Here is a 21695-nt window from a genome sequence, read left to right on the forward strand (position 1 = left end):
CGCCTCGGGCGGGGCCAAGCTCGGCCCTCCTTGCGCGGCCTCTCCCGGCCCCGAAAGCCGCCGCTCCGGTGGGTGGCGCGGAACGCGCGAGGCACGTCGCGGCGAGCCAAGGAAGTGTCGCTGCCGTGGCAGCGGGAAAAGGTTCGAGCCGCGATAGTCCTGGGGCCAGATACGGCTCGGGAGGTCCCCATGCTCGATGTGACGCCGACCCCGCTGCAGCGGCTGCTGCGCGAGCGCCGCCCCGGCTACACCCTCGCGGCCCCCTTCTACCTCAGCCCCGAAGTGTTCGAGGCCGACATGGAGATCATCTTCGGCCGTCACTGGATCTATGTCGGCGTCGAGCCCGACGTGCCGGAGGCCGGCGACGTGATGGTCGTCGACATCGGCAAGACCTCGGTCGCGATCGTGCGCGACGACGACGACGCGATCCGTGCCTTCCACAACGTCTGCCGCCACCGCGGCGCCCGGCTCGTCCACGACGAGAAATCCACGGTCGGCAACCTCGTCTGCCGCTACCATTCCTGGACCTACGACCTCACCGGCAACCTGATCCACGCCGAGCATATGGGCCCGGACTTCAAGAAGAGCTGCCACGGCCTGAAGCCCGTGCACGTCCGCTCGCTGGCCGGCCTGCTCTTCATCTGCCTCGCCGACCAGCCGCCGGCCGATTTCGACGAGATGGCCGCAAAGCTCGGGCCCTATATCGAGCCGCACAACGTGCGCGACACCAAGGTCGCCTTCCAGAAGGACATCATCGAACCCGGCAACTGGAAGCTCACGATGGAGAACAACCGCGAGTGCTACCATTGCGGGGCCAACCATCCCGAGCTGACCGTGCCGCTCTTCGCCTACGGTTTCGGCTTCGCGCCGGAGGAGATGGACGAGCACGACCGCGCCAACGCGGAGCGCTACGGCTGCCTGCTCAAGACCCGCCACGGCGAGTGGGAGGCCGAAGGCCTACCGTCGAAGGAGATCGACGAGCTCGACACCATGATCACGGGCTTCCGCACCGAGCGGCTGCCGCTGGACGGGGAGGGCGAGTCCCATACCCTCGACACCAAGGCCGCCTGCAAGCGGTTGCTCGGCAACCTCACCAGCGCCAAGGCCGGCGGCCTCTCGGTCTGGACCCAGCCGAATTCCTGGCACCATTTCCTGGGCGACCACATCGTCACCTTCTCGGTGCTGCCGCTCGACGCCGAGCGCTCGCTCCTGCGCACCAAGTGGCTCGTGCACAAGGACGCAGTCGAGGGCGTCGATTACGATCTGGCCAACCTCACCGGCGTCTGGGAGGCCACGAACGATCAGGACAGCGAGCTCGTCGGCATCTGCCAGCAGGGCGTTTCGAGCCCGGCCTACGAGCCCGGCCCCTACTCGCCGCACACCGAGATGCTCGTGGAGAAGTTCTGCAACTGGTATGTCGGCCGCATGGCCGCGCATCTGGGGCGCTGAGCCATGGCGCCGGCCTCCTCCGAACCGGCCGCCCGCCGGCTGGCGGCCTCCGCGCCCTGGGATGCGGAGGCCGACGACAGGCTGGTCTGCCTCGCCGTGCGCGACGAGACGCACGACGTGAAGACCTTCGTGCTGGCGCCGCGTGAGCCGCGGCTCTTCGCCTACGCGCCGGGCCAGTTCCTGACCTTCTCGTTCGAGATCGGCGGCGAGACCATCCACCGCTGCTACACCGTTTCCTCGGCCCCGACCCGGCCGCATGCGGTCTCGTTCACGGTCAAGCGCGTGCCCGGCGGCCCGGTCTCGAACTGGCTGCACGACAATCTGAAGCCCGGCGACACCGTCCGCGCGCTGGGCCCGATGGGCGAGTTCTCCTGCTTCAGCCATCCGGCGGAACAGTACCTGCTGCTCTCGGGCGGCAGCGGCGTCACGCCGATGATGTCGATGGCGCGCAGCTTCCACGATCTGGCCGAGCCCCGCGACGTGGCCTTCGTCCACTCCGCCCGCTCGCCCGCCGACATCGTCTTCCGGCGTGAGCTGGAAACGATGGCCCGGCTCGATCCCGCCTTCCGCTTCCACGCGGTCTGCGAGACCGACTCACCGAATGAAATCTGGGCGGGTCCGAAGGGGCGGCTCTCGCTCGAAACCTTGCGCGAGGCCGTGCCCGATTTCCTCGACCGGGAAATCTTCGTCTGCGGCCCGAAGCCCTACATGGACGCGGTGCGGGCCATGCTGCGGCAAGCCGGCTTCGACATGGCCCGGCACCATCAGGAGAGCTTCGATTTCGGCGAGTTGCCGGAGGCCGAGCATGAGGCTGCAGCGGAGGCGGCCAAGGACCTCGACGCCGAGGCCGCGCCCGCGGGCGGCGTGCGCACCTTCCGGGTGGAATTCGCCAAGACCCGGCGCGTGCTCGAATGCCCCGAGAACGAGACGGTGCTCGACGCCGCCCGCAAGGCCGGCATCCGCCTGCCCTCGTCCTGCGCCAAGGGCCTGTGCGGCACCTGCAAGTCGAAGCTCACCTCCGGCACCGTCGCCATGACCCATGCCGGCGGCATCCGCCAGCGCGAGATCGATGCCGGCATGGCGCTGCTCTGCTGCTCGAAGCCGACCAGCGACCTCGTCGTCGAGCGCTGAGCGCCGCCGCCTCTCCTAAACCCCCAAAAAATCGCCTTCGGGAGTCGTCCCGTGATCGCCAATGCCGACGCGCTTCTGAAGCCGCTTACCATCAAGGGCCTCACCATCCGCAACCGGGTGATGTCCACGAGCCACGCCCCCGGCTACGGGAAGGACGGCAAGCCCCAGGAGCGCTACCAGCTCTACCACGCCGAGAAGGCCAAGGGCGGCATCGGGCTCACCATGTTCGGCGGCTCCTCCTCGGTCGCCGTCGACAGCCCCGCCGCGCCCTGGAACCAGATCTCGGTCGCCGACGATTCGGTGATCCCGTACTTCCGCCAGTTCTCCGACCGGGTGCACGCGCACGGCGGCAAGCTGATGATCCAGCTCACTCATATGGGCCGGCGCACCAAGTGGGACACCGAGCACTGGCTCCCCACGGTCTCGCCCTCGCCCCGGCGCGAGCCCGCCTCCCGCACCATCCCGAAGGAGATGGAGGCCGAGGACATCGCCCGCATCGTCAAGAGCTTCGCCCAGGCCGCGCGCCGCTGCCGCGAGGGCGGGCTCGACGGCTGCGAGGTCTCGGCCGCCCACGGCCACCTGATCGACCAGTTCTGGTCGCCCTCCGTCAACCAGCGCACCGACCGATACGGCGGCAGCCTGGAGAACCGGATGCGCTTCGGCATCGAGGTGCTGGAAGCGATGCGCGCGGAAGCGGGCGACGACTACGTCATCGGCATCCGCATGTCCGGCGACGAGATGATCGCCGACGGCCTCAGCCAGGACGACTGCGTGGCGATCGCCAGCGAGTACGCCCGGCGCGGCCTCGTGGACTTCCTCAACATCCTCGGGGGCCAGGCGCGCGACCACATCGCCCACGCGATCTCGCTGCCGAACATGTCGTTCCCGGTGGCGCCGTTCCTGTTCCTGCCGAGCGCGATCAAGCGCGAGGTCGACGTGCCGGTCTTCCACGCCCAGCGCGTCACCGATCTCGCCACCGCCGCGAGGGCCGTCGCCGAGGGGCACGTCGACATGGTGGCGATGACCCGCGCCCACATCGCCGACCCGCATCTGGTGAAGAAGCTCTCCGAGGGCCGGGCCGACGACATCCGGCAATGTGTCGGCGCGGGCTACTGCATCGATCGCATCTATGTCGGCGGCGACGCGCTCTGCATCCAGAACGCCGCCACCGGCCGCGAGGCGACCATGCCGCACGAGATCCGTAAGGCGGATGTGCGCCGCCGCGTGGTGGTGATCGGCGCCGGCCCCGCTGGGCTCGAGGCGGCCCGCGTCTGCGCCGAGCGGGGCCACGCGGTCGTGCTGTTCGAGAAGAGTACGGTTGCCAGCGGCCAGATCGGGCTTGCGGCCAAGGCCGGCTGGCGCGAGGCGATGTCGGGCATCACCCGCTGGCTGGTGTCCCAGGTGACGAAGCTCGGCGTCGATCTGCGCCTCGACACCGAGGCGACGGAAGAGGCCGTGTTGGCGGAAAAGCCCGATGTCGTCATCGTCGCCACCGGCGGCACGCCCTTCCGCGGCCACGCCAAGGGCGCCGCGCAGCACGCGGTGACGACCGCCGAGGTGTTGGCCGGCGCGGTCGAGCCCACCGGCTCGGTCCTGCTCTACGACGAGATGGGCGGGCACAACGCCGCGTCGGTGGCCGAGCAGCTGGCCAAGCTCGGCTGCCTCGTGGAGATCGCCACCCACGACCGCATGGTCGCGGAGGAGGTCGGCACCACCAACCAGCCGATCCACCTGCGCGAACTCTACAAGCTCGGCGTGGTGATGACGCCGAACATGGAGCTGATCGAGATCTACCCCGAGGGCAACCGCTTCGTCGCGGCGCTTCGCAACACCATGACCGATGCCGAGGAGGAGCGCCTGGTCGACCGCATCGTCGTCGATCACGGAACGCTGCCCGTCGATGCGCTCTACCACGGCTTGAAGGAGGCTTCCGTCAACCGGGGCCAAACCGACCAGGACGCGCTGATCCGCGGCGAGCCGCAGCCCTACGATCTGTCGAAGGGCTGCGCCCTCTACCGCATCGGCGACGCGGTGGCCGGCCGCAACATTCACGCGGCGATCTACGACGCCCTGAGGTTGTGCAAGGATCTTTGATCCTCATGGGACGCGAGGGCGCGGGTCGGCGCCCCCCTCTCCCCGCACGCGGGGAGAGGCCTGTCCGCACCTTGTCGTGCGGACAGGAAGCGGAGGCAAAGCCGAAGTGGCGGTGAGGGGGCTTCGACGGAGGAGTCTCTTCCGTTCCAGCCCCCTCACCCCCGGCTGCCGCCTCGCTTCAGCGACGACAAGGTCGCCGAAGCCCTCTCCCCGCAAGCGGGGAGAGGGGATGCTTCATCCAAAACCGATGAGTTTCACGCCGTCGCCAAGCCCGTAGGCCCACCGTCATGACCAGCTTCGTGCCCCTGACCACGGTGTTTCCCGGCCTCGTCTGGCTGATGGCGGCGCTTGCCCTCGTTCAGGGCTTGCGCCGCGCCGCCCTCTGGCGCGTCGGCGCCGCCGCGCCCGTGGCATGGCTCGAAGGGCTCGCCAAGCTGCCCCGGCGCTACCTCGTCGACGTCCACCACGTCGTGGCCCGCGATCCTTACGCCTCGCGCATGCATGCGGTCGTGGCCGGCGGCCTGCTCGCGTCCTCTATCCTGACCGCCCTGGCGATCCTGCCGCCGCTGGCCGGTTTCCGGCCCTACTGGTTCCTCGTGGCGCTGGCCTTCGGCGTGACGGCAATCGGCTCGCTGCTGGTGGGCGCCCGGCGCTATCCGCAGAAGCAGAAGCGCCTCTCCGCCGGCCGCTTCCAGGTCCTGCCCTTCCTGCTCGTCGCCTACGCCGTCGGCGGCACGATCACCGCCCTCATCCTCGCGCTGGGTGGCGGCGGCGTCTTCGGCTCCGTCGCGCTCGCCCTCGCGGCGGCGGGCGGCCTCGGCCTCGCCTTCGAGGTGCGCCACGGTCCGATGCGCCACGCGGCGGCCGGTGCGCTCCACCTCGTCGCCCATCCCCGGCCCGGCCGGTTCGAGGGCCGCCCCGACACCGCGCTCCAGCCCCTCGACCTCGACGCGCCCCGGCTCGGCTCGGAGATGCCCGCCGACTTCACCTGGAACCGGCTCCTGTCCTACGACGCGTGCGTGAGTTGCGGGCGCTGCGAGACCGCCTGCCCGGCCTTCGCCGCCGGCCAGCCGCTGAACCCCAAAAAACTCATTCAGGATCTCGTCGCCGGCCTCTCCCCGGCCGAGCCCGCCTATGCCGGCAATCCCTATCCCGGCGACCGGGCGGGGCACGGCGAGCGCGGAGCTTTGGCCCGGCTGATCGGGCCGGATGCGCGCATCCATCCCGACACTTTGTGGTCCTGCACCACCTGCCGCGCCTGCGTCGAGGAATGCCCGATGATGATCGAGCACGTCGATGCCGTGGTCTCCCTGCGCCGGCACGAGACGCTGGAGCGCGGGGCGCTGCTCGAGAAGGCCGTCGTCCCGGTGACGGAGCTGCGTCAATCCGGCGATCCTGGCGGGCGCCCGCTGGCCTCGCGCACCGACTTCGCCGCCGGCCTCGACCTGCCGCGGATCGCGGACCGTGAGGGGGTCGATGTCCTGCTCTGGCTCGGCGAGGGCGCCTACGACCTGCGCTACGGCCGCTCTCTGCGGGCATTCGTCCGGCTCCTGCGCGAGGCCGGGGTCGATTTCGCGGTGCTGGGGGCGGAGGAGCGCGACACCGGCGATCTCGCCCGCCGGCTCGGCGACGAGGCGACCTTCCAGGCGCTGGCGCGGGAGAACATCGCGACGCTGGCCAAGTATCGCTTCGAGCGGATCGTCACCGCCGACCCGCACGCGCTGCATGCCCTGCGCAACGAGTACCCGGCCTTTGGCGGGCGCTACACGGTCGTGCACCACACCGCCTTGCTGCTGGAGCTGATCCGGGCGGGCAAGCTCAATCCCGGCCGGCTGCCGGACCTCTCGGTGACCTATCACGACCCCTGCTACCTCGCCCGCTACAATGGGGAGACCGAGGCGCCGCGCGCGGTGCTCGACGCGATCGGCGTCACCCGCCGCGAGATGACCCGGTCCGGGCGCCGGGCGATGTGCTGCGGCGGCGGTGGCGGCGCGCCGGTGAGCGACGTGCCGGGTGAGCGGCGCATCCCCGACATCCGCATGGCCCAGGCGGCCGAGACCGGTGCGGGCATCGTCGCGGTCGCCTGCCCCTCCTGCACGGCGATGCTGGAGGGCGTGACCGACCGCAGGGCGGAGATCCGCGACGTGGCCGAACTCCTGCTCCAGGCGGTGGAGGCGGGACGATGAGCCGCCCGCGCCGCGATCCGCGGGCCGAGCGGGCGGTCTCCCTCGTCGCCGGCGAGGGCTCCCGCCCGCGCTACGACCGCACCCGCCGCGCGACCGGCTCCGGCCGGCCCCGCCGCGACCCGCGGGCCGAGCGCGAGGCGCAGCGCATCGGGGGCCTTGCGCGGGCGCGCTACGATCTCAGCCAGCGCGGCCGTTCTGTCGGCGAGGCCGTCACCACTCCGCCCCGAGCCGCGCCCGCGGCCGAGGCGCCGAAGACGCTCGTCGTCGAGGCGCCCGCCTTCCTCGTCGCGGTGGTGCCGGACGCCCCCGGCGGCCGCCTCTCGGGCCACGACCGGCAGGTGATCGGTGCGGCGCGCGCGCTCGCCGGACGCGAGGGCGCCGTCGCGGTCATCGTCGAAGGGGCGTGCGAGGGTCTCGGTGCGGCGGGCGCCGACCGGATGCTCCGGCTCGAGCCCGCAGAGGGCTACGACCCGGCGGCCCGCGCCGCCCGCATCGAGGCCGCGCTCGCGGATCTCGGGGCGCGCCACGTCCTGTTCCCGGAATCGCTCGACGGCGGCGATCTCGCCCGCCGCGTCGCGGTGGGCCTGGGAGAGGCGCTGTTCACCAATGCCGAGGCCGTGGCCGCCAAGGGTCTCGTCCGCCCGGCCCGGGGGCGCCGGGTCGAGCAGAGCCTCACCCCGCCCCGCCTCGCCACCGTGGCGCCGGATGCGGTGGCCGACTATGCCGGCCCGCCGCGGGAGGCGCGCGCGCTGCCCTTCGAGGGCTCCGCCCCGCCGCCGCCTGCGAAAAGCATCCTCTCGGCGACGCGCATCCCGGCCGACCCCGCGACCGTGCCGCTCTCGCTCGCCGAATTCGTCGTGTCGGCCGGCAACGGCCTCAGCGATCTCGACACTTTCCGCCACGTGGTGAGCGCGCTTCACGCGACGCCGGGCGCCAGCCGCGTGCTGTGCGATGCCGGGCTGATGCCGCGCCATGCCCAAGTCGGCGCCTCGGGCACGGTGCTCGCGGCGACCTGCTACTTCGCGCTCGGCATCTCCGGGGCACCGCAGCATCTCCAGGGTGTCGCCGGCTGCGAGCACGTGGTCGCGGTCAACACCGATCTGCACGCGGCGATGATCGAGCGGGCCGGCCTCGCCGTGGTGCAGGACGCCCAGACCGTGATGCCGGCCCTGTTGCGGCTGCTCGCGGAAGAGGCGGCGGAAGCGACGGCAAGAGAGCCTGCCGGGGAGGGGACGGCGCCATGAGAATCGCGGTCCTTCTCTCCGCCGGGCTGCATCCCGTCTCCGGGGCGTCCGTTCTGCCGCGGGTCGAGGCGCAGGCGATCCGGATGGCCGCCGGGCTCGGCGAGGCCGTCGGCCTGCATGCCGGACCGGAGGCCGCCGCCCTCGCCGAGGCTTTGGGCCAGGGGCTGGCCCGCATCGAGCATGTCGGGATCGCGGCCGGCGACGACCCGGTGCCGGCCCTCGCCGCGCGGCTCGCCGAGACCGGCCCCGACCTGATCCTGGCCGGGCGGCGCAGCCAGGGCGGCGACGAGAGCGGGCTCGTGCCCTACGCGCTGGCCCGCGCCCTCTCCATACCCCTGGTGCCCGACGTGGTCGCGGCGGCGCGCGAGGCCGAGGGGAGCCTGCGCCTCGATCAGAGCCTCGGGCGCGGCGCCCTGCGCCGGGTCTCGGTGCGGGGGCCGGTCGTCGTCACCTGCCACCCCGATGCGCCCGCCCCGCTGGCCTACGCCTTCGGCCGGGCTCGCCGCGGCAGCGTAGCGACGCTCGCCGCAACGCCGGCCGCGATCGCGGCTCCCACCGTGGCGGTCGAGGAGCGGCCCTATCGCCGCCGGCCGAAGATCGTGAAGGGCGCGCCCGCGGGGGGCTCGGCGGCGGAGCGGCTGAAGGCGGCCACCGGCGAGGGCGGCTCGGCCGCGAGCGGTCGGCTCCTGATCCAGCCCGATCCCGAGGAGGCCGCCCGGGAGATCCTGGCCTATCTCCGGCAGATCGGCGTGCTCGCTGCGGCCGGAGCCGCAAAATCGAAGACCTGAGAAGGACGGAACACCCTCCCATGCCCCTGAGCCCGGACGACCTGCTGACGCGGCTGCGCGAGCGCGGCATCGCCTACAAGCTCTACGAGCACGAAGCTGTCCTCACCGTCGAGGCGATGATGGCGATCTGCGGCGACATCGCCGGCGCCCACACCAAGAACCTGTTCCTGCGCGACGGGAAGAAGACCTACTTCCTTCTCACGCTCCGGCACGACGCCAGGGTCGACCTGAAGGCGTTCCGCGCCGTGCTCGGTGCGCGCGGCGGGCTGTCCTTCGCGAGCCCGGAGGCCCTGCGCGAGCAACTCGGGGTCGAGAGCGGGGCCGTGTCGCCGCTCGCGGCGCTCAACGCCGCGCCGGGCAGCGTGCGGGTGTTCCTTCAGGACAGCCTGCTGGAGGAGACGCGGGTCAACATTCACCCGCTCGTCAGCACGCGCACCCTCTCGCTCGTTCCGGCCGACCTTGTGGAGGTTCTGCGGGCCGAGGGGCACGAGCCCGCCACCGTCGCCCTGCCGGAGAGCGCGGCGGCCTGAAGGTCCTCAGGCGCGCTGAAGGGCCATCGGGAAGGCGAAGGCCATGAACAGCGGCTCGCTGGCCTTCGCCTCGACCGGAGCCGGCTCGATGCGGGAGCGCAGACCCGGCAGCGCGGCCCGGCTCAGCCCGATATCGGCCAGAGCCGCATCGCTGAGGTCCATCAGGGCCTCTTCGTTCGCCCGAGCGCGGAGCTGGGCGCGAACACTTTCGAAAACCTTGCCGAACATGAGATGAGCCTCGATCGCGCCGTCGTTGATCAAGACGAGGACGGCCCGCGTCGGAACTCATATGATCCTTCTTCTGTCCTCCGAGGAGCGCGGAAGCTTGGGAGCAGACTTGCTCCTTGCGCATGCATTGAGCAGGAAAGCCCGGAAATTAGAGAATTGCTCACTTATTTTGCATGAGGCTGCTTGTTCAAATGCATGTTGCCGGCGGCGAGCCGCACCGGCTGGAGACCGGAACTCGTGCGAAAACCCCTCTTCCGGAGACCGGAAGAGGGGTTGCGGGATCGGTCGAGTGCCGGCGTCATCGGGAAAGGGCCGACACGGGTCCGATCGGCGCTTCGTGCAGCGGAGGCCGCGCGAGCCTCGTTGACGGGTGCCGCAGGGCACGCCGCGCGCCGTCCTCCCAGCCGGGCGCGGGGCCTCAGCAGGCGGCGACGTTGACGGCGAGCCCCCCGAGCGAGGTTTCCTTGTACTTGGCCTGCATGTCGTGGCCGGTCTGGCGCATGGTCTCGATCACCTCGTCGAGGCTCACCCGGTGCTGCCCGTCGCCGCGGAGCGACAGCGAGGCCGCCACCACCGCCTTGTTGGCGCCGAAGGCGTTGCGCTCGATGCAGGGCACCTGGACGAGGCCCGCGATCGGGTCGCAGGTCATGCCGAGATGGTGCTCCATCGCGATCTCGGCGGCGTTCTCGATCTGGAAGGCCGAGCCGCCGAGCGCGGCGGTCAGCCCCGCCGCCGCCATCGCCGCGGCCGAGCCGACCTCGCCCTGGCAGCCGACCTCCGCACCCGAGATCGAGGCGCGCGCCTTGATCAGCCCGCCGATGGCCGCGGCGGTGAGCAGGAACTCGCGCCCGCGCTCGTCGCTCCAGTCGGGGCAGAAGTCGCGGGTGTAGCGCAGCACCGCCGGCACGATGCCGGCCGCGCCGTTGGTCGGCGCCGTCACCACACGGCCGCCCGAGGCGTTCTCCTCGTTGACGGCCAGCGCGTAGAGGCTGATCCAGTCCATGATCTCGTGGGCTGGGCGGCTGTTGGCGAGCTTGGTCGCCTCCAGCGACTCGTAGAGCCGCTTGGCGCGGCGCCGCACCCGCAGGCCGCCGGGCAACTCGCCGTCCATGCGCAGGCCGCGCTCGATGCAGGCGAACATCGCGTCGCGGATCGCGTCGAGGCCGGCGTCGATCCCTTCGTGCGTGCGCAGGGTCAACTCGTTGGCGAGCTGGATCTGCGGGATGGTCAGCCCGGTGCGCAGCGTCAGGTCGAGGAGTTCGCGCCCGCTGCCGAAGGCGAGCGGGGGCGGCTCCTGCCCCGCATCCCCGGTGGACGCCGCCTCGGCCTCCGCCGCGGTGACGACGAAGCCGCCGCCGACCGAGTAGAAGATCTGATCTTCGAGAAGCGCATCCCCGGCATCGTAGGCGCGAAAGCGCAAGCCGTTGGTGTGCAGCGGCAGGATGTCCTTGAAGTTGAAGACGAGGTCGCGCTCGGGCTCGAACTGGACGCCCGGAATGCCGAGATCGCCGGTGCGGCGCAGTTCGTCGGCGAGCGGCGCGGTCCGGTCGGGATCGATGGTGGCGGGCGCGTGGCCCATGAGCCCGAGCAGGATCGCCACATCCGTGCCGTGGCCGCGCCCGGTCCAGGCGAGCGAGCCGTAGATCTCGGCGCTGATCCGGGCGACGCCGCCGCGGGCGAGCAGAGTCTCGCGGAACCGGCGCGCGGCGACCATCGGCCCGACGGTGTGGGAGCTCGACGGACCGATCCCGATCTTGAACAGATCGAAGGTGCTGATCATCGGGTCCGTTGCTCTCTCAAAGAAGGCGCCTCGCCCTCACGCCAATGCAAGTTCGGGGGAGGCGCGCGTCACGACAGGGTGCCGGGGCCGCGCGGGGGCCATCAGCGACGAGATGGGCTCGCCCCCGGCCCGCATCAATGCGCGGCGGATCCTTCGACCCCGAAGACGGCCTCGTTGAGGAAGCCGTGGACGTAGGTCGAGAAGGAGCGCCAGCACTCGACGCGGTAGAGCGGTGCGTCGGTGGCGCGGATCAGCACGATCTCGGCCTTGCCGAGCAGGGTGCGGGTGGCGCGGCCCGGCGGGAAGGCGGCCTCGGACAGGTCGAGCGGGCAGCCGGCATTGAGGACGGCTGCCGCCTGCGCCCCCGCGACGTCGATGCCGACATTGCGGTGCGAGACGTCGACCAGGGAGTGCGGCAGCCCGGCGAGCGCCTCGTGGATGCGGCCCTGGAGCAGGTCGGCATCGGCCTCGGAACCGCCGACGAGCCACTCGTCGGGCCCGAGCCGGGCGAGCCAGACCTCGCCGGCTGTGCCGACCGTGTTGATCGGCGCGTCGAGCGCGAGCCCGGCGAGCTTCGGCACGGCGCTAGAGCTGCGCCCGACCACGTTGGGTCGGGACGCGTCTCTAAGCCTTTGTTGTGCCGCGCTTTCTTTCGACGAACCGGTATCCACTTCGTCGGAAAGCGCTCGAGTGCCGAGCCGCGCCCGCAGGGAGAAGCGCGCCTCGGCGCCTGCGGGCCGGACCGACACGCCCGAGCCGGTGGAGGCGGGGCGGGGCAGGGGGCCGAGCGGCAGGGCACGGGCGGCGCGGTAGCGGGTCTCAAGCATTGATGCGCTCCCCCTGGACGTCGAAGAAGACCGGTTCGCAGACGGTGACGCGGGTGAAGCCGTCCGGCGTGGTGACGTGGAGATGGCCGTTCATCCGCTCGCGCCCGCCCTCGACCAGGGCCAGCGCGATGGAGCGGCCGCAATTGGCGCTCCAGTAGCTCGACGTGACGTGGCCGAGCATGCGCATCGGGATCGGCTGAGCCGTGTCGGCGACGATCTGCGCGCCCTCGTCGAGCACCAGCCCCGGATCATCGGTCATGAGGCCGACGAGCTGCTTGCGGCCCGAGGCCACCACGTCGGGGCGCGCCAGCGAGCGCTTGCCGACGAAGTCCCCCTTGGCCTTCGGGATCATGCCGGCCATGCCGACATCGTCCGGGGTCACCGTGCCGTCGGTCTCCTGGCCGACGATGATGTAGCCCTTCTCGGCGCGTAGCACGTGCATCGTCTCGGTGCCGTAGGGCGTGATGCCGTGGGCCCGGCCCGCCTCGAACACCGCTTCCCAGACCGCGCGGGCGTGGTCGGCGGGCACGTTGATCTCGAAGCCGAGCTCACCGGTGAACGACACCCGGAACAGCCGGGTCGGCACGCCGCAGATCGTGCCCGTCCGCATCGCCATGTGCGGAAAAGCCTCCGGCGAGAGGTCGATGCCATCGACGAGCGGGGCGATCACGGCGCGGGCCTTCGGGCCCTGGAGCGCGATCACGGCCCATTGCTCGGTGGTCGAGGTCAGGAAGACTTCGAGCTCCGGCCACTCGGTCTGGAGGTAGTCCTCCATATGCGCCAGCACGCGCGCCGCGCCGCCGGTCGTCGTGGTGACGTGGAAGCATTCGTCCGAGACGCGGGCGACGACGCCGTCATCGAGGATGTAGCCGTCCTCCTTCAGCATCAGCCCGTAGCGGCAGCGCCCGGGGGCGAGCTTGGTCCAGGGGTTGATGTAGAGGCGGTTCATGAACTCGGCCGCATCCCGGCCGACGATCTCGATCTTGCCCAGCGTCGAGGCGTCGAAGATGCCGACGCCCTCGCGCACCGCCTTGCACTCGCGGGCGACCGCTTCGTGCAGGTCCTCGCCAGCCTTCGGGAAGTACCAGGCGCGCCGCCACAGGGCGACGTTCTCGAACAGGGCGCCGTGGGCCTGCGCCCATTCGTGGATCGGCGTGGTGCGGATCGGATCGAACAGGGCGTGGCGGGCGGGGCCCACGAGCGCGCCGAAGGTCACCGGGGTGTAGGGCGGACGGAAGGTCGTGGTGCCGACCGCCGGCAGCGCCTTGTCGAGCTGCCCGGCGACGATGCCGAGCGCGTTCATGTTCGAGGTCTTGCCCTGGTCGGTCGCCATGCCGGTCGTGGTGTAGCGCTTGACGTGCTCGATCGACTGGAAACCCTCGCGCACCGCGAGCTTGATGTCCTTGGCGGTGACGTCGTTCTGGTAATCGACGAAGGCGCGGACTTTGGTCGGGTTCGCGTCCGTCGGCATGATCCGCACCGGCTGGAAGCCGGTCAGCGTCGGCGTCGCCCTGACCTCCTGCCGTTCGTCCGAGCCCGCGGCGGCGGCACCGGCGGCAAAGCCGTCGTTGACGCAGGCCGCGAGGTCGTAGGCGCCGCGGGCCGCACCGGCCGAGCGCTCGGCCTGGGCCGAGATGTTCGGCACGAAGGCATCGATGGCGTCGTCGTAGCGGAGCTTGCCGCGGGACTGCGAGAATAGGTGGACGGCGGGCGTCCAGCCGCCGGACATGCCGACGCAGTCGCAGGGGAGAATGCGACGGCCGCCGCACCGGCCGTCGCTCCCGACAGGCGCCACGATGAGACCCGTGACGCGCTTTCGGCCCTTCGACCCGACCACGGTGTGGCCGGTCAACAATGAGGGCCGATCTTGAGGCGTCGAGCTCGCATGTGAGCGCCAATCACCCCTATATATCAACATATGTTAATTATTTTATCAAGAGTACGCAATCGTAATCAGGCATTCGTTCCGGGATGTTCATCTAGGAAGCACCGTGCGGGCGGGCGCGGGCGGCGAGCGCCTGCGTGGAACGGTCGAGGATGACCGCCACGATCACGATGCCGATGCCCGCCTCGAACCCGGCGCCGGCCTCCAGGCGCTGGATCGACTGCCAGACCGCCCGGCCGAGGCCGCCGGCCCCGATCATCGCGGCGATGACCACCATGGAGAGGGCGAGCATCATGGTCTGGTTCACGCCCGCCATGATGGTCGGCAGCGCCAGCGGCAGCTGGACCTTGAACAGCTTCTGGCTCGCCGAGCCGCCGAAGGCGTCCGAGGCCTCGACGAGTTCGGAGGGCACGTTGCGGATGCCGAGCGCCGTGAGCCGGATCACAGGCGGCACGGAGAAGACGATGGTGGCAAAGCAGGCCGAGACCGCGCCGAGCCCGAAGAAGGGGAGGGCCGGGATCAGGTAGACGAAACTCGGCAGCGTCTGCATCATGTCGAGCACCGGCGAGAACGTCCGCCAGGCCCGCCGGCTCAGGGCGAACCAGATCCCCACCGGGATGCCGATCACCAGCGCCGCCAGCGTCGCCAGGATGACGAGCACCAGGGTCTCGACCGTCGCCTGCCAGAGCCGGAGGTTCCAGAGGAACAGCAGCCCCGCGAGGGTCAGGAGCCCGACCTTGCGTCCGCCGATCTTGTAGGTGACGAGCGCGGCCACCGCGATCGCCAGCCAGGGCGGCACCGCCACGAGACCGTTGGTCAGCGTCTCGATCCAGTCGGAGACGGTGCGGCTGACGGCGCGGGTCAGCCAAGAGCCATGTTCGGTGAGCCAGTCGAGGGCGTCGTCACTGAGCATGTCGAGGGGAAATTTGGGGACGTTCCAGTCCATCGATCCGCTCCTGCCGGGTTGGATTGTGACGAGGGGAGGCCGTCCTGCGGCCCCTGCGCGCCCGGACGCGCGGCCAGGGCACGCACGACGTCCCGGCTCGTGATCGGGCCGATCAAGCGCCCGTCCGGGGCGACGACCGCGACGATGTCCTCGGCGGCGATCCGGCCGAGCACCGCATCGAGACGGGCTCCCGCCTCCACGGTGCAGGGATCGAGATCGAGCAGGCCGGTGAGCGCGTCACCCGGGCGGACGGCGGCGAGCCTGTCGGCGCGGACGCGGCCGACGAAGCGGCCGTCGCCGTCGGCCACGAGCCAGGCCCCGGCGCCGCCCTGCGCGGTCCGGACCCGTGCCTCGGCCACGGTCTGGGTCGGCGCCAGGACGATGGCGGCCCGATCCGCGACGTGTTCGGCCCGGATCACCGCGGCAAGGTCGATATGCTCCACGAAGCGGCGGACATACTCGGTCGCCGGGCGGGCCACGACCTCCTCGGGCTGGCCGATCTGCACCACCTCGCCGTCCTTCATGAGGACGATGCGGCCGCCGAGCGCCACGGCCTCGTCGAGGTCGTGCGAGACGAAGACGATGGTCTTCTTGAGCTTGCGCTGCAATTCGCGCAGCTCCGCCTGCATGTCGCGGCGGATGAGCGGGTCGAGGGCGCTGAAGGCCTCGTCCATCAGGAGGATGTCGGCATCCGCCGCCAGCGCTCGCGCGAGGCCCGCCCGCTGCTGCATGCCGCCGGACAATTCATGCGGATACTTGCTCTCCCAGCCTTTCAGCCCGACGAGCTCGATCGCCTGCATCGCGCAGTCGGTGCGCTGCCGGGCGGGAACGTTCCTGATCTCCAGGCCGAAGCCCACATTCGCCAGGATGGTGCGGTTGGGCAGAAGCGCGAAGTGCTGGAACACCATGCCGAAGGTCTTCTGGCGGAACGCCAGCAGATCCTTTCGGCCGAGCCGCGTCACGTCCACGTCGTCGACGAGGATGCGGCCGCAGGTCGGCTCGACCAGGCGGTTCATGCACCGCAGCAGCGTCGACTTGCCCGACCCGGAGAGCCCCATGAGGATGAGGATCTCGCCCTCGTGGACTTCGAAGGAGATGTTGCACAATCCGACGACGGCACCGCAGGCCTCGGCCACCTCGGCCTTGCGCTTTCCTTGAGAAATCAGATCGACGGCCTCGACATGGTTGGCGCCGAAGATCTTGCTGACACCCTCTAAGGTAATGCGGCCCATCTGCGTCCAACCTCTTCGGAGTAGCGCATTCCGCCAATCGCTGCTCGGCGCCCGCGGCTCTGCATGCCTTTATCCAGGATGATCAAAAGCTAGTCGCGGCGGCCCCTGCGGCTTGCCCCGCGGCGACGTTTTCTGCCCGGAAGCCGACATAGGTGGAATTTTAAGATCAGAAATTGATGTTGCGTCGCAGCAATGCTGACGATTTGCTCAAAAAGAGTCAATATTGTGCATGGCCTGAGGGAATGCTGAGCATGGCCCGCCGAGCCCTCCGCAACAGAAAGATAGGAATTTAGACTGTCGGAGCCTTGGCGCATCGACGCCGATGACCGATCGACCTTGCCCTTCACGGGCTGGGCGCAACGCCCGGCCACGGAGGTCTCCTACCCTGCCGAGACCGGGGCCGCGAGCGTTTCGTGACGCGACGTTTGGCCGATCGAGCCGCGCCGGGGCCGATCCGGTCGATTCCCGAGGCCCGAACGAACAATTGACCGATCAAGCGGGTTGAACCCGCACAGGAAACGCAAAGAAGGAAGACGCCATGCGTATCACGACGATCATCGCGACCGCGGCCCTCGCCCTTTCGGTATCCGGCCCGGCCTGGGCGCAGGGTGCACCAGGGGGCAACGGCTCGGGCGGGAACGTGACGGGTGGATCGACCACCAGCTCCTCGGCCGCCGACACGCAGAAGCGCGGGGCGACCACCGGTTCGACCGTCACGACCCAGCCCTCGAGCCCCGGCGCCGGCGGAGCGATGGCGCCCGGCAACTCCATGGCGCCGGGGGCCCCCGCCGCGGGAGCCGGAGGCGCGGGCGCCCGCTGAGCCCGGCAAGAGGGCCGGACCGGACGGGCGAGGGCCGGGAGCGTGGTGCCGCTCCCGGCCCTTTCCTTTGCGCCGAAGGCCGAAACTTGCCCGTGGGGCAGGGAGAGGCCGGCGCGGCCCTGAACGCCATCCCCGCGCCCGACGTTACGCAAAGCCGCCCGGACACCGGGGCGGCGAGGAAGCGGGATAGGAGATGGTCACGAGAAACCTTGCCCTGGTCTTTGCCGCCGGCCTGCGGGCGGCGGGCACCGCTGCCTGGGTGGGCGACGGTGCGGGCGGGTCCTCCGGATCGAGCGGAAGCCGCTGAGCTGAAGGACCGGGGGCCGCCGGAGACAATGGCCCCCGCTGCATGGGCGACCGGGTCGGGGCCGGGCCACAGCGCCCGATCCAGCCCGGGGCTGTTCCCTCCGGGAGGAGGGCGGTTCGGTGCGGGTCAGCCCGTCCGGGCGAGGCCGGTCGCCTCGGCCATGAAGGGCTGCACCAGCACGCGCCGTCCCCGGAGGTCGTGCACGCTGACATGCCAGTCCGACCAGTCCTCCCGGTCGGCGAGGCTGTCCATCACGGCCCGGGCCACCTCGTCCGCCCGCCGCGGCAGGCGCTCGGGAACCCGGATGTCCTTGCCCCGGGCGTCGAACACGCACTCGTACCCGTTCGTCGCGTGGAAGCGGTAGCGTGCCATCTGCGCCCATCCCTCCTGACCGAATCGGTAAAGGCGCTCGTTCGCCTTTCGTTCCCATATGGGGACAGGCAGTGGACAAGGGCAATGCGACGCACGGCATCGCAGGGACTTACCCCCCGTTTCCACGACGGCCCTGCCTGGGGACAAGCGTCTCGTACGAAGCACCCGCTCCCCGTCGGCGCGGGAGCCTTTTCCGGGACGCGCCGGCCGGTTCCCGCAGCAGCCTGGCGGCGCACGTCCGCGGGCCTCGTTTCAGCCCGCGCCGTAGCCGCCCTTCGCGTTGTCGCTCGACCGGTCCGGCGATTGCCGATCATATCCGCCCGTATGGGGGCCGGGCTTGTCGGCTTCCGCCGAGGCCGGTCCGGTCGGCCCGAGATCCGGCAGCTCGTCGGACTCGGGTCCCTCCTTGCGGCCCTCGCTGAGCGGGCGGCCGGGCGGCTGCGAGCCGATCGCCTCTCTGTCCGTTTCCGTGCCTGCCATCGTAAACCTCCTTGGCGTCCTCTGGAGTAAGGCGCCGGCCCGCCCGAAGTTTCCCCGACATCCCCGTTCGGAGCGCATGGCGGCGGCGATCCAACGGAAACGAGCCGGCTCCGGGAAGGAGCCGGCCCGTCGCGGCCGCCGGGGAGGGAGGCGGATCAGCGCAGGAGCTGCAGGATGCCCTGCTGCGACTGGTTGGCCAGCGACAGCGCCGAGATCGCCAGCGAGTTGCGGGTCGAGAGCGCCTGGGCGTTGGCCGGGGCGAGCGCCTCGTTGAGCTGGGCCAGCGTCGAGACCTGGCCCGGGGCGGTCCCGAAGGTGATGGTGGCCGTGTTCATGCCCGCCCCGCTGCCGACCTGGACGGTGATCGACTTGCCGGCCAGCGCGCTCTGCGAGGACGGCGCGCCGGACCCCGCCGCGAAGTCGGTCGCGGTGAAGCCGAGATTGGCGACCTTCGCGGTGGCGGTCGAGCCGTCCCCGAGCTGCACCGCGGTCCGCGAATCGGCCGCCGTGAAGCTGAACTTGTTGGTCGCCGCGTCGTAGCCCGCCGTCACCGCGCCGTTGGCGGCCGCACCGACCTTCTGGACCAGCGAGCCGATCGTATCGGTCGCCGTGAGGTTCACGATCTGGCCGTTGACCGAGAAGCTGTCGCCGCCCCGGAAGCCGAGGGTCGAGATCAACGGGGTCTGGCCCGGATCGAAGGTTCCGGCGACCGAGGCCTCAGCGCTGGCGAGCCCCAGCGTGTTGTGCTCCGAGCCCTTGATCGTGAAGGCGGAGCCGTGGGCACTCCCCGTGAAGGTCGGCTCGGTGCCGGCCGTGTCCTTGCCCGCGCTCACGCCGGTCGCCGCGCTCTTGGCGTTGATGGTCGCGATCGCCTGATCGAGCGTGGCCGAGGCCGCGATCTCGATCGCGGTGCCGTTCACCGTCACGGTCTGCGCCGCGCCCTGGTTGTCGTTGATCTGCTGGGTGATGCCCGAGAAGCCGCTGGAGACGGCGTTGCTCGACTGCACGGTGAAGGCGGAGCCGTCGACCTTGCCGGCGAGCTCGATCTTGCCCGCGTTGTCGGGATCGACACCGGCGCTGACACCGGTGGCCGCAGGGCCGGTATTGGCGTCGTTGATCGCCGTGAAGACCGCACCCAAGTTCTCGCCCCCTTGAGCACGATGTTGCCGTCCGCCGAACTCGAGGCGGTGACGCCGCTGGTGAACGACGGATCGTTGATCGCCTTCCTGGTGCGCTCCGGGCCGCGCAACGCCTTCATCGACTTGACGCCGCGCTGGATGGCGGCCTTCGACCGCTTCATCGCCGACAGCCTCGTTCAGGGCGACCTGACCTACGCCCTCGTCCGGCGGGCCCTGGAGACCGGGGGCGAGCCGCTCGCTTGAGGCGCGGCGACACGAGGCCGAGACATCGGAGACCGAAACGTTGCAGGTGCTTGCGCAAACGCTCTGCCGCCGGCCCGCCGAAGGTTCGATCGACGGCCCCACGACCTGGGGCGAGATTTTTCCCGCGTCTCTTCTTCGAGCTTTACCGCTCGACAATTGTTCGCGATTATGCATGTGCAGATTGGGAGTGCTCACGGAGCACGACACAAGCTCTCGAACATCAGGACACGTATGTTGCGCAACCGCGTTCGGCGGCCGTTCACCGTCGAGGCCAAGTCGACGGGACAGAACCGCTTCGTCTCGATCCCCTCCAAGGTGCCGTCGGCCTCCTCGAAGCGCGCGGGCCAAGCCGCGGCGATGCCCTGGCCGCCCTTCGAACCGGCCGAAACCGGAGCCGCCTCCGGGGCCGAGGTCGCCGCGGAGCAGCGTCGGGTTCTCCCCAACCTCCTCGTTCCGCCCCCGCCGGAACCGGAGCCGGAGCCCGTCGTCGACGCGGAGGTTCTGCCGCGCGTCCGCCGCGTCCCGGCTCCCGTCCCGACCGGAGAGGCCCCGCGCCGCCGCGGCAGACCCCGCAAGGTGCCGATTGCCCCCGTCGCCGAGCCGGCGCTCACCGAGCCGCCCGTCGCCAAGCGTCAGGTCGCCGAACTGGCGCTCGCCGCACGGCCGCTCGTCGAGCCCCGCGCGCCCGAGCCCGAGCCGACGTCCCCGCCCGCTATCGTCCGGCGGCGCATGGATCGCGAGGGCAGCGAGCGGCTGGGCCGGGCCGAGCGCTGGAAGCGGCGCCTGCCGCGGGCCTGCTGGTAGCTCTGCCCCCGCGACCGGGCCGTCGGACCGGTCAGTGGGAGAGGAAGAGCGGGGCCGGGCTGCTCTTGAGGAGCGAGCGCGTGACGCCGCCGAAGAAGAATTCCCGCACGCGGGAATGCCGGTAGGCGCCCATCACGATCAGTTCGGCCCCGAACCGGACGGCCCCGGCGCGCAGGGTGTCGGCGACGCTGTCCGCGAGCGCCAGCGTGTCGACGCTGACCGTGACGCCGTGCCGGGCGAGGTGGGGCGCGAATTCGGTGCCCGGCATCGCGCCCTCGGTCTCCGCCTCGCCGAGGACCGCCACGATCTCCACCGCCTCGGCCGCGCGCAGGAGCGGCAGCGCGTCGTTGGCCGCCCGCACCGCCTGTGCGCTGCCGTCCCAGGCGAGCACGATCCGCCGCGCCGAGAAGGTCGCGTGCTGCGGCGGCACGGCGATGACCGGGCGCCCGCTGCGCAGCAGGGCCGTCTCGATCGTCTCGCGGTCGAGGTCGTAGCTGCTCTGCCCCGCATCCAGGATCGTGAGGTCGTAGAGGCGCGCCCGCTCTGCAAGACGGTTCACGATCTCCGGGTAGGACAGGCTCGGCGTCTCCGTGGTGCAGACGATTCCCGCCAGCCCCGCCGCCCCGGCCGCATCCTGCGCGAGGGCACGCGCCAGCGCGTCGAGGCGGCGGTCGACGATCGTCGTCTCCTTGCTGTCGAAATCGGCGAGCCAGCCGTCGTCGCCCGACAGGCGCCAGGAGGCCGACTGGACCGTCAGGTGGGCGCCGGCCGCCCGGGCCAGTCCCAGGCCGTAGCCGATGGCCGCCGAAGCCTTCTCGTAGCCGCTCTCGACGGTGCTGCCGACGAGGATGTCGCGCAGGGTGGCGAGCGGGGAAGGGGCAGTCTCGGACATGGGCCGTCTCCGGTCTGATCGGATGCGAGGATCGGCCGAACGCATGCGGCCGGCCTTGATCCAGCGCAAGGGACGGCTCCAGGGCAAGGGACGGCTCCGGCGCAAGGCAGGAAGCGGCCCGGCGCGCGAAACCACGCCCGTGCGGGCCGTCGATTCACGCGAAGCGCGACCGATCCTCGTGTAGAGGCAGGGAACATCTTGCGCGCGGTAATCGTATCCCACAGCACCACCCGTGGTATTGTTTCCCTGTCGAGGCTCTGGTCCCTCACTCGGGTTGGAAACGGTGACGAACGCCATCGATGTGATCGGCCTCGCACG

General features: G+C 70.9%; 20 protein-coding genes. 10 read left to right on the plus strand and 10 right to left on the minus strand.

Translation table 11 applies throughout. The annotated features are described in order from the left end of the window. The first annotated feature begins 189 nt into the window (after nt 1-189). From BY998_RS12555 to BY998_RS12585, 7 genes are all read left to right on the plus strand, one after another. Nucleotides 190-1449, plus strand: a complete 1260-nt coding sequence (locus tag BY998_RS12555; protein WP_110351952.1) for an aromatic ring-hydroxylating dioxygenase subunit alpha — start codon at nt 190-192, stop codon at nt 1447-1449. A 3-nt stretch (nt 1450-1452) separates the two neighbouring features. Beyond that, a complete protein-coding gene (locus BY998_RS12560) occupies nt 1453-2580 on the plus strand; it encodes a hybrid-cluster NAD(P)-dependent oxidoreductase (protein WP_110351953.1) in 1128 nt (375 codons plus the stop codon). A 51-nt stretch (nt 2581-2631) separates the two neighbouring features. Beyond that, nucleotides 2632-4674: an NADH:flavin oxidoreductase gene (locus BY998_RS12565; protein ID WP_110351954.1), complete on the plus strand. Its 2043-nt coding sequence runs from the start codon at nt 2632-2634 to the stop codon at nt 4672-4674. Nucleotides 4675-4961: 287 nt separating this feature from the next. Beyond that, nucleotides 4962-6860, plus strand: coding sequence for a (Fe-S)-binding protein (locus BY998_RS12570; protein ID WP_110351955.1), 1899 nt, complete (start codon nt 4962-4964; stop codon nt 6858-6860). Continuing rightward, nucleotides 6857-8104, plus strand: a complete 1248-nt coding sequence (locus tag BY998_RS12575) for an electron transfer flavoprotein subunit alpha/FixB family protein (RefSeq protein ID WP_110351956.1) — start codon at nt 6857-6859, stop codon at nt 8102-8104. The genes BY998_RS12570 and BY998_RS12575 overlap by 4 nt, the downstream gene beginning before the upstream one ends. Continuing rightward, nucleotides 8101-8892, plus strand: coding sequence for an electron transfer flavoprotein subunit beta (locus BY998_RS12580; RefSeq protein ID WP_110351957.1), 792 nt, complete (start codon nt 8101-8103; stop codon nt 8890-8892). The genes BY998_RS12575 and BY998_RS12580 overlap by 4 nt, the downstream gene beginning before the upstream one ends. 20 nt (nt 8893-8912) lie before the next feature. Next, nucleotides 8913-9422: a prolyl-tRNA synthetase associated domain-containing protein gene (locus tag BY998_RS12585; RefSeq protein WP_110351958.1), complete on the plus strand. Its 510-nt coding sequence runs from the start codon at nt 8913-8915 to the stop codon at nt 9420-9422. A 6-nt stretch (nt 9423-9428) separates the two neighbouring features. Here BY998_RS12585 and BY998_RS12590 read toward each other — a convergent pair whose 3' ends face one another. The 6 genes from BY998_RS12590 to BY998_RS12615 all read right to left on the minus strand — a co-directional run bounded on the left by BY998_RS12590 (nt 9429) and on the right by BY998_RS12615 (nt 16320). Next, a complete protein-coding gene (locus BY998_RS12590; RefSeq protein WP_110352028.1) occupies nt 9429-9650 on the minus strand; it encodes a DUF1127 domain-containing protein in 222 nt (73 codons plus the stop codon). 418 nt (nt 9651-10068) lie between these two features. Next, on the minus strand, nt 10069-11430 hold the full coding sequence (locus BY998_RS12595) for an L-serine ammonia-lyase (RefSeq protein WP_110351959.1): 1362 nt from the start codon (nt 11428-11430) through the stop codon (nt 10069-10071). Between the two features lie 134 nt (nt 11431-11564). Next, nucleotides 11565-12257 carry a sarcosine oxidase subunit gamma family protein gene (locus BY998_RS12600; RefSeq protein ID WP_110351960.1) on the minus strand — a complete coding sequence of 231 codons (693 nt, stop codon included), beginning with the start codon at nt 12255-12257 and terminating at the stop codon, nt 11565-11567. After that, complete coding sequence (locus BY998_RS12605) at nt 12250-13986, minus strand: glycine cleavage T C-terminal barrel domain-containing protein (RefSeq protein ID WP_245421579.1); 1737 nt, start codon at nt 13984-13986, stop codon at nt 12250-12252. The genes BY998_RS12600 and BY998_RS12605 overlap by 8 nt, the downstream gene beginning before the upstream one ends. Nucleotides 13987-14236: 250 nt before the next feature. After that, the gene (locus BY998_RS12610; protein ID WP_110351961.1) at nt 14237-15088 is read right to left on the minus strand and encodes a proline/glycine betaine ABC transporter permease; all 852 of its coding nucleotides are present in this window, start codon (nt 15086-15088) and stop codon (nt 14237-14239) included. Next, nucleotides 15004-16320, minus strand: coding sequence for a betaine/proline/choline family ABC transporter ATP-binding protein (locus BY998_RS12615; RefSeq protein ID WP_110351962.1), 1317 nt, complete (start codon nt 16318-16320; stop codon nt 15004-15006). Before BY998_RS12615 ends, BY998_RS12610 begins: the two co-directional genes overlap by 85 nt. Before the next feature lie 538 nt (nt 16321-16858). Here BY998_RS12615 and BY998_RS12620 point away from each other — a divergent pair. Continuing rightward, nucleotides 16859-17140 carry a hypothetical protein gene (locus BY998_RS12620; RefSeq protein WP_110351963.1) on the plus strand — a complete coding sequence of 94 codons (282 nt, stop codon included), beginning with the start codon at nt 16859-16861 and terminating at the stop codon, nt 17138-17140. A gap of 433 nt (nt 17141-17573) precedes the next feature. Here BY998_RS12620 and BY998_RS12625 read toward each other — a convergent pair whose 3' ends face one another. From BY998_RS12625 to BY998_RS12635, 3 genes are all read right to left on the minus strand, one after another. Continuing rightward, nucleotides 17574-17819, minus strand: coding sequence for a hypothetical protein (locus BY998_RS12625; protein ID WP_110351964.1), 246 nt, complete (start codon nt 17817-17819; stop codon nt 17574-17576). A gap of 252 nt (nt 17820-18071) precedes the next feature. Further along, the gene (locus BY998_RS12630; RefSeq protein ID WP_110351965.1) at nt 18072-18299 is read right to left on the minus strand and encodes a hypothetical protein; all 228 of its coding nucleotides are present in this window, start codon (nt 18297-18299) and stop codon (nt 18072-18074) included. A gap of 155 nt (nt 18300-18454) precedes the next feature. Next, nucleotides 18455-19438, minus strand: a complete 984-nt coding sequence (locus BY998_RS12635) for a hypothetical protein (protein WP_110351966.1) — start codon at nt 19436-19438, stop codon at nt 18455-18457. A 12-nt stretch (nt 19439-19450) separates the two neighbouring features. Here BY998_RS12635 and BY998_RS12640 point away from each other — a divergent pair, with 12 nt between their 5' ends. After that, nucleotides 19451-19681 carry a hypothetical protein gene (locus tag BY998_RS12640; protein WP_146221775.1) on the plus strand — a complete coding sequence of 77 codons (231 nt, stop codon included), beginning with the start codon at nt 19451-19453 and terminating at the stop codon, nt 19679-19681. Between the two features lie 231 nt (nt 19682-19912). Then, on the plus strand, nt 19913-20485 hold the full coding sequence (locus BY998_RS12645; protein ID WP_110351968.1) for a DNA-binding protein: 573 nt from the start codon (nt 19913-19915) through the stop codon (nt 20483-20485). 31 nt (nt 20486-20516) lie between these two features. Here BY998_RS12645 and BY998_RS12650 read toward each other — a convergent pair whose 3' ends face one another. Beyond that, entirely contained in the window at nt 20517-21377 is an 861-nt protein-coding gene (locus BY998_RS12650) for a universal stress protein (protein ID WP_110351969.1), read from the minus strand. Between the last annotated feature and the right edge of the window lie 318 nt (nt 21378-21695).

The sequence above is a fragment of the Methylobacterium sp. B4 genome, assembly GCF_003201865.1.
Lineage (GTDB): Bacteria > Pseudomonadota > Alphaproteobacteria > Rhizobiales > Beijerinckiaceae > Methylobacterium.